Origin of the sequence: Lacticaseibacillus salsurivasis (assembly GCF_036246225.1) — a bacterium.
Taxonomy (GTDB): domain Bacteria; phylum Bacillota; class Bacilli; order Lactobacillales; family Lactobacillaceae; genus Lacticaseibacillus; species Lacticaseibacillus salsurivasis.
The window spans coordinates 1-6,656 of sequence record NZ_BTTP01000033.1; the positions used below are offsets into that span (position 1 = coordinate 1).

4 protein-coding genes and 2 pseudogenes are annotated in these 6,656 nt (G+C 53.2%); 1 reads left to right on the forward strand and 5 read right to left on the reverse strand.

Translation table 11 applies throughout. The features are described 5' to 3' along the window. Positions 1 to 117: pseudogene (locus tag AAA927_RS12705) on the forward strand (IS30 family transposase); the annotation flags it as partial. 218 nt (positions 118 to 335) lie between these two features. On the opposite strand, the pseudogene AAA927_RS12710 reads toward AAA927_RS12705, so the two are convergent. The 5 genes and pseudogenes from AAA927_RS12710 to AAA927_RS12730 all read right to left on the reverse strand — a co-directional run. Beyond that, positions 336 to 908, reverse strand: a pseudogene (locus AAA927_RS12710) (L-type lectin family protein); the annotation flags it as partial. Further along, on the reverse strand, positions 892 to 1,260 hold the full coding sequence (locus AAA927_RS12715; RefSeq protein WP_338218139.1) for an LPXTG cell wall anchor domain-containing protein: 369 nt from the start codon (positions 1,258 to 1,260) through the stop codon (positions 892 to 894). The gene AAA927_RS12715 and the pseudogene AAA927_RS12710, both read right to left, overlap by 17 nt. Positions 1,261 to 1,278: 18 nt before the next feature. Beyond that, positions 1,279 to 2,331: a WxLIP family cell surface protein gene (locus AAA927_RS12720; RefSeq protein ID WP_338218140.1), complete on the reverse strand. Its 1,053-nt coding sequence runs from the start codon at positions 2,329 to 2,331 to the stop codon at positions 1,279 to 1,281. Positions 2,332 to 2,444: 113 nt separating this feature from the next. Further along, entirely contained in the window at positions 2,445 to 3,134 is a 690-nt protein-coding gene (locus AAA927_RS12725) for a WxL domain-containing protein (protein WP_338218141.1), read from the reverse strand. A 583-nt stretch (positions 3,135 to 3,717) separates the two neighbouring features. After that, on the reverse strand, positions 3,718 to 6,656 hold a 2,939-nt coding region (locus AAA927_RS12730), incomplete at its 5' end, for an LPXTG cell wall anchor domain-containing protein (protein ID WP_338218142.1).

Consider the following 6,656-nt stretch of genomic DNA (forward strand, 5'->3'; position numbering starts at 1 on the left):
CAGAGCGACCAGGAAATTGAGACTTATATTGAACAACTGAATAACCGACCACGCAAGGTCTTAGGCTGGAAGACGCCATCAGAAGTCTTCCTGGGTAAAAAGTTGCACTTGAGTTGACAATTCGTCGGCACATAATAGCCGCCAAGGCCCATGTCTGTGCCATACCCGGTCTTGTTGAGGCCGCCATCAGCCGCATTGGTCTTGTCGAACAAGAGTTGTCCTTTATCAGCACGTTGATACTGCATGATGGCCGAATTGCTGCCGTTAAGGAACCCCGGAAAACCCCAGCCAATGTATTGGGCATCATCAGATGATGAAAAGCCTGCTGCAATCTTATCAACATTTTTGTCCGTCGTATCACCGTTGAAGTAGGTATCAAACGTCACGGCAAAAGCATTTGGCATCTGACCTTTGATGTTAAGATTAGTGCCAGCACCCCAAACCCCAACGCCACTCCCGTTTTGGTAAACCTGGGTGGGTTTATCGCCTCTCAGCACAAATGCCATCCCATCGGCAGGATTCGGATTATTCCCAAAGTAGATGTGCATTTTGGTCGAAAAGGTCTGCTGGAGCTTAAGTTTGGAGGTACTCCAGATTGAACCGGATTGCTTGATGGCGTTCGTCAGCTGAACCGCCACGTTGTTGCCAGCCGCATTAGACAACACCTTACTACTAGTCCCTGTAATGCCGTCCGTGGTCATCGCTTGGTCAAATGGGACATAGGCTGGCAACCCTGTATCTGGATCCAATGGTTCCGGGAAACGGTTGCCGTTAAGGTCGGTAGCATGGGTCCAGATATCATCTGCTGCCTGCACCGTTTGCACGGTGCCGCCAAGCCCAGCGGTCAACGTTGCCACCGCAGCAAGGGTCAGCCAGCGACTCAGGCGCTTTTTAGTTAAGTGCTTCATCAGTCGCGTCCTCCCTTCGCCGCCACAGCAGCAACAACATCATGACAATTAATCCCAGTAAGCCAAAGCCGACGCCGGCTAAAACCAGGGCAATCGTTTCACCGGTTTTAGGCAAAACGCCATGAGTTTGGCCAATCGCGCTTTTAGTGCCAGGCACGTGATCTGTCGGGTTTACCCGCGGCGGCAGTTTACCTGGCTTACTTGGCTGGTAGGGACTCGGTAGCACCACGAACTCGGCGACGGTTTGACCCACCGCCGCGCCCGTATTTGTCGCCGCGTTCACCCCGGTGCCCCCGAGGGTGAGGCCGGCTGCGGTGAGGGCCACTGCTAAGCCGATTTTCCAATATCGCATAGGGCACGCTCCTTTCCGCTATTGCGGCGTATTCTCAGCCTGATCATCCTTCTTGCGACGCAGTAGCAGTAAAATCAGCCACCACAGCAAGCCTAGGAGCAAGACAATGCCAATGCCGATGAGAACCCAACCCCACCATGGCATGACAAACGGCGTCTTCAACGCCAATTTTTTGTTAATTTTTTGTGCTTGTTCAGTCAAAATCGAGAAGTTGCGCTTCCAGTGCCAGCGGCCATGAGGGCCAGTAACCAGCAAATCCAAGGTGTAATCGCCAGGGGTCAACCCATCTTTCTGGGTAATTCCGAAGTCAAAATGACTGTTCGGCGCCGTTGTATACCCACTAGCGGTCCGCTTCATGACGACGGTGTTGGAGTTGCGCTTGTACACCTTCGCGGTAAACAGCATCTTACCCCAGTAGGTTGGCATTGGATTCTGAATCGTCGCCAAAACACCGGGCTGGTTGCTTTGAATCCCTGCCCCAACTGCTTTCAGCTTTAGGTCTGGCTTTACATTGTTGATGGCGCCGGTACTGGTTTGCAATTGAATGCCGACCAGAGTCGCATAACGATTTTTGAACTGAACGCCATCACCAGTGCTGCCAGCAGTTTCCTCTTTGTCAACCAGATACAGGCCGCCAAGCAGCACGCCGCTAAAGCCTTGTTCCGGGATCTTCAGGTTCACAGTCACCCGCTTCGTCTGATGCCCGGCCAAGGTCACCACCTGACTCTTTTGGCCTAACTGATCAACACGGTACTGCGCGGACGCATCCGTGCGACCATTAGGTTTATAGCCAATCTCCCCATTATCCTGTGTATAGGCATGCGTCAAAGACACCTTAATATGCCGAACCCCTGCCGTTGCGTTGGTCACCGCTACTGTTATTGGTTGGGTGGCCCCAGGTTTGACGACGAGGTCAAAATAGCTCGACACTGAAGTCCGCTGATTATCAGGAATGATAGGGCTAACGGTGTACGCCGCCCCGGAGGCCGCTTGGGTTTGGTTGGGCTGCACTTGGGCAACCCCCAGACCCAGGGTCGCCAAAGCGATGAACAGCAAGGTTTTAAGGCGCAAGGTAAAACTCCTTTCGATAATGGAAAAACAAGGATACAAGGCCTTTAAGCCTTAATCTGAAAAAACGCGACCGAGGACGCCCCTCGATCGCGTTAAGTACTCACATGAGTGGCTTAGCCTGCAGTAATGGTGCTGGAAAGTGTCCAGGTAATGGTTGCATCGTACTGAACAGCTTTAACTTGAGCATTTTTATCAAGGGTCAACTTAGTCGCAGTGTCCACGTCAGCCGTGTTAGCGCCTTGACCTTCGTCCTTGCCAGCGGTCCAGATGGTGACGTCCTGGCCATCGGTTTTAAGCGTAGCCGCAGTGCCAAGCGTAGCGTTCGGCGCAACAACATTCGTCAGCGCGAGTGCAAGCTGGCCATCCAACTTGTTGGCATCTGTCTTGTCTGCGTTGTTGGTGAACTGAGTAAGGTTAGCGGAAAGCTTCCAGCCCGCCCCGTTACCACGCAAGTCGCTAACTGCCAACTTGCCATCAGCGTTTTCAGCAGCGTCGCCTGTTTTGGCATTAACAGTACCATTCTGATAGTTCATTGCTGCGGTACCAGCAATGATCTTAGCGACTGTCGTGGTGCCGAAGTTCATGTCAGGTGCATTGACTAGCCACAAATCTTTGTTGACGCCGCTACCATTGTCGCCACCAGGCGTGGTGCTACCATCGTCACCAGCAGTAACAGTGAATTCGGCTGTCGTGGTACCTTGGGCACTGCCATCTGCAGTTGCAGCGGAGACGGTCATAGGTGCAACCGTTGCGGCAGCAGCCAAAGCAAGAGCAGCAGCACTAACAAGTAAAGACTTCTTCATTATAGAGTTCCTCCTATTTGACTCGCTGTCCCCCTGACGCCTTTGCGCCCAGCGAAGTATTAGATAACACCCAAAGTATAACAACCACTATTTATTTCGTCAATAAGAATATTCAATAAAAATAACACAGAAGATTGCTAAACGTTCATAATTTTTTCATTTTTCCGTCCGTTCCTGGCGCCACTGCCAAAGAACAGTGTTGATCCACGGCCGTAACAGTTCCGGAATTCAAAGCTCGAAACCGCTTAGACCAAGCTTGTCCGCCAACATGTTCAAAGAGTATCGCTGCTTATCTTTGTCGGCTCGGCGTTTGTGCTTAACGTTCATGCCACCAAGCACATTCCAAAGTGAACTTATCGTTGAATAACAGAAAGTTCAGCCAGAACACCATGCCCGGAGAATGATAAAAAAACACACAAACATTTTATTCTAATTGTTTATTATTTGGCTTGTGCCCTTCAAATTCAGAATTCGCTCCGATTATTCGATCTTCAGTCTTCCCCACGCAAAAAGGCTCTTCAGCCAACCTGCATTTGCAGGTAGTTGAAGAGCCTTTCTGTTAATCGTTTAGATCTTAGACGGCTTATTTAGCCTGATGACGACGCTTCTTGCGGCTAGCCGCAGCGCCAATTCCCATCAAGCCAATCAAGCTTGCCCCAATTGCGGAGAGCAGCGATTCACTGCGTTCACCCGTCTTTGGCAACCGGCTGTTAGTCCGAGCACCATTCTTGATGCGCGCCTGACGAGCACGAGCTGCGTTAGTAGCGGATGTCGATACCGCACGGCTGCCACTTCCAGTATTCCCGTTATGCTTGCCAGCACCGGTTGCGATGTTGGTAGAAACGGAAGCACTGTTGCTTGCACTAGCAGACGCCAGAGCAGAAGTACTCTGCGAGGCACTGGCAGAAGCCGAACCGCTGGCACTGAGTGAAGCAGAACCACTAGCAGAAGCGGAGCCGCTAGCACTGACGGAAGCACTCGTAGAAGCAGAACCGTCGGCACTGTAGGAAGCACTCAGACTAGTCAGTAGTGAAAGCGTCTCGCTGTCCTTGATGCTTGCCGAGTCGATGGCCGAAACCTGTGCGGACTCAGAAGCACTCAGACTTGGGTAACCAGAAACTGACTCGCTGTAGCTGGCACTTGCACTAGCCGAAGCTGATGCAGAAGCACTGGCCACACCTGAAGCGGATGCCGAAGCACTAGCCTCAGAAGGCGTCTGACTGGCCAAAATGCTGGTACTCTGACTTGCAGAGATCGAAGCACTCTGGCTGGCACTCGTCGAAGCACTGGCACTAGCCGAAGCTGAGGTCTCAGCACTCGCCGAGGCGCTACTGATAGCACCACCGGTGAGTGACCGGCGAGCCACGTCAGACATGCTTGCAGACAAGCTGCTGAGAAGCGAGGCGTCAGCGGATTCACTAGCCGAAGCACTGGCAATCGCAGAACCATAGGCACTGATGCTTGCCGAAGCCTTGGCACTGTCGATGGCGCTCTCAGAAGCACTAACCGTGGCAGAACCACTAGCGCTATTGGAAGCACTGACAGAGGCCGAGTCAGTGGCGCTGACAGAAGCACTCAGACTAGCAAGCAGTGACAACATCTGGCTGTCGCGGATGCTTGCGGAGTCGATCGCCGATACCTGAGCCGATACAGAAGCACTCAGACTTGGGTAACCAGATACCGATTCGCTGTAGCTTGCGCTGGCACTAGCCGAAGCTGATGCAGAAGCGCTGGCCACACCTGAAGCGGATGCCGAAGCACTCGCCTCTGAAGGCGTCTGACTAGCCAGAATGCTGGTGCTCTGACTTGCAGAGATGGAAGCACTCTCGCTTGCACTCGTTGATGCGCTGGCACTAGCCGAAGCTGATGTCGAAGCACTCGCAGAAGCACTGCGCAAAGCGTTCCCTGCCATTGACCGCCGAGCAGCGTTAGCCAAGCTCTCAGACAAGCTGCTGATTGCTGATGCATCTGTCGATTCACTAGCGGAAGCACTGGCCACCGCAGAACCATAGGCACTGTGACTGGCTGAAAGTGATGCACTAGCGACTGCACTTTCAGAAGCGCTAACTGTGGCAGAACCACTAGCGCTGTTGGAAGCACTGACAGAAGCAGAGTCAGTAGCGCTGACCGAGGCACTCAGACTAGCGAGCAGTGACAACATCTGGCTGTCGCGGATGCTTGCGGAGTCGATCGCAGACACCTGAGCCGATACAGAAGCACTCAAGCTTGGATAGCCGGAGACCGCATCGCTGTAGCTGGCACTTGCACTAGCCGAAGCTGATGCAGAGGCGCTAGCCACACCTGAAGCTGATGCCGAAGCACTGGCCTCAGAAGGCGTCTGACTAGCCAAAATGCTGGTACTCTGGCTTGCTGATACCGAAGCGCTCACGCTAGCACTCGTTGAAGCATCAGCACTAGCCGAAGCTGATGTCGAAGCACTCGCAGAAGCACTGCGCAACGCGTTCCCTGCCATTGACCGCCGAGCAGCGTTAGCCAAACTCTCAGATAGACTGCTGATTGCTGATGCATCAGTTGATTCACTAGCAGAAGCACTGACAACCGCTGAGCCGTAAGCGCTGTGACTAGCTGAAAGTGTTGCACTATTAATGGCACTTTCAGATGCACTGACCGTAGCTGAATCACTAGCACTTTCAGAAGCACTAACCGAAGCAGAGTCAGTCGCACTGATCGATGCACTCAAGCTGGCCAGTAGTGACAGTTCTTGGCTGTCCTTGACGCTTGCGGAGTCGATCGCGGATACCTGAGCGGATTGTGATGCACTCAGACTTGGGTAACCAGATACCGATTCGCTGTAGCTTGCACTTGCACTAGCCGAAGCTGATGCAGAAGCACTTGCACTGGCGGAAGCGGATGCCGAAGCACTGGCTTCAGACGGCGTCTGACTGTCCAGGATGCTGGTACTCTGGCTTGCGGATACCGATGCACTTTCGCTGGCACTCGTTGAAGCACTGGCACTAGCCGAAGCTGATGCGGATGCACTTGCGGAGGCGCTAGCGGATTCGCTGGCTGGAATTGACTGCGAGTTCTTAATGGAGATGCTCTCAGACAAGCTGCCAATTGCGGAGGCGTCGGTTGATTCACTTGCGGAAGCACTGGCAATCGCAGAGCCGTCGGCACTGTTGCTTGCGGATACCGATGCGCTATCGGAAGCGGAAAGGATTGCACTATCAGATGCACTTTCCGATGCACTGATTGATGCAGAACCGGAGGCACTTTCAGAAGCACTGATCGATGCACTCAAGCTGGCAAGTAGTGACAGTTCTTGGCTGTCCTTGACGCTTGCGGAGTCGATCGCGGATACCTGAGCGGATTGTGATGCACTCAGACTTGGGTAACCAGATACCGATTCGCTGTAGCTTGCACTTGCACTAGCCGAAGCTGATGCAGAAGCACTTGCACTGGCGGAAGCGGATGCCGAAGCACTTGCTTCAGACGGCGTCTGACTGTCCAGGATGCTGGTACTCTGGCTTGCGGATACCGATGCACTTTCGCTGGCACTCG

Coding starts and splice junctions, on each gene's coding strand:
- AAA927_RS12715 (WP_338218139.1), bottom strand. CDS start 1,260: ATGCGATATTGGAAAATCGGCTTAGCAGTGGCCCTCACCGCAGCCGGC.
- AAA927_RS12725 (WP_338218141.1), bottom strand. CDS start 3,134: ATGAAGAAGTCTTTACTTGTTAGTGCTGCTGCTCTTGCTTTGGCTGCT.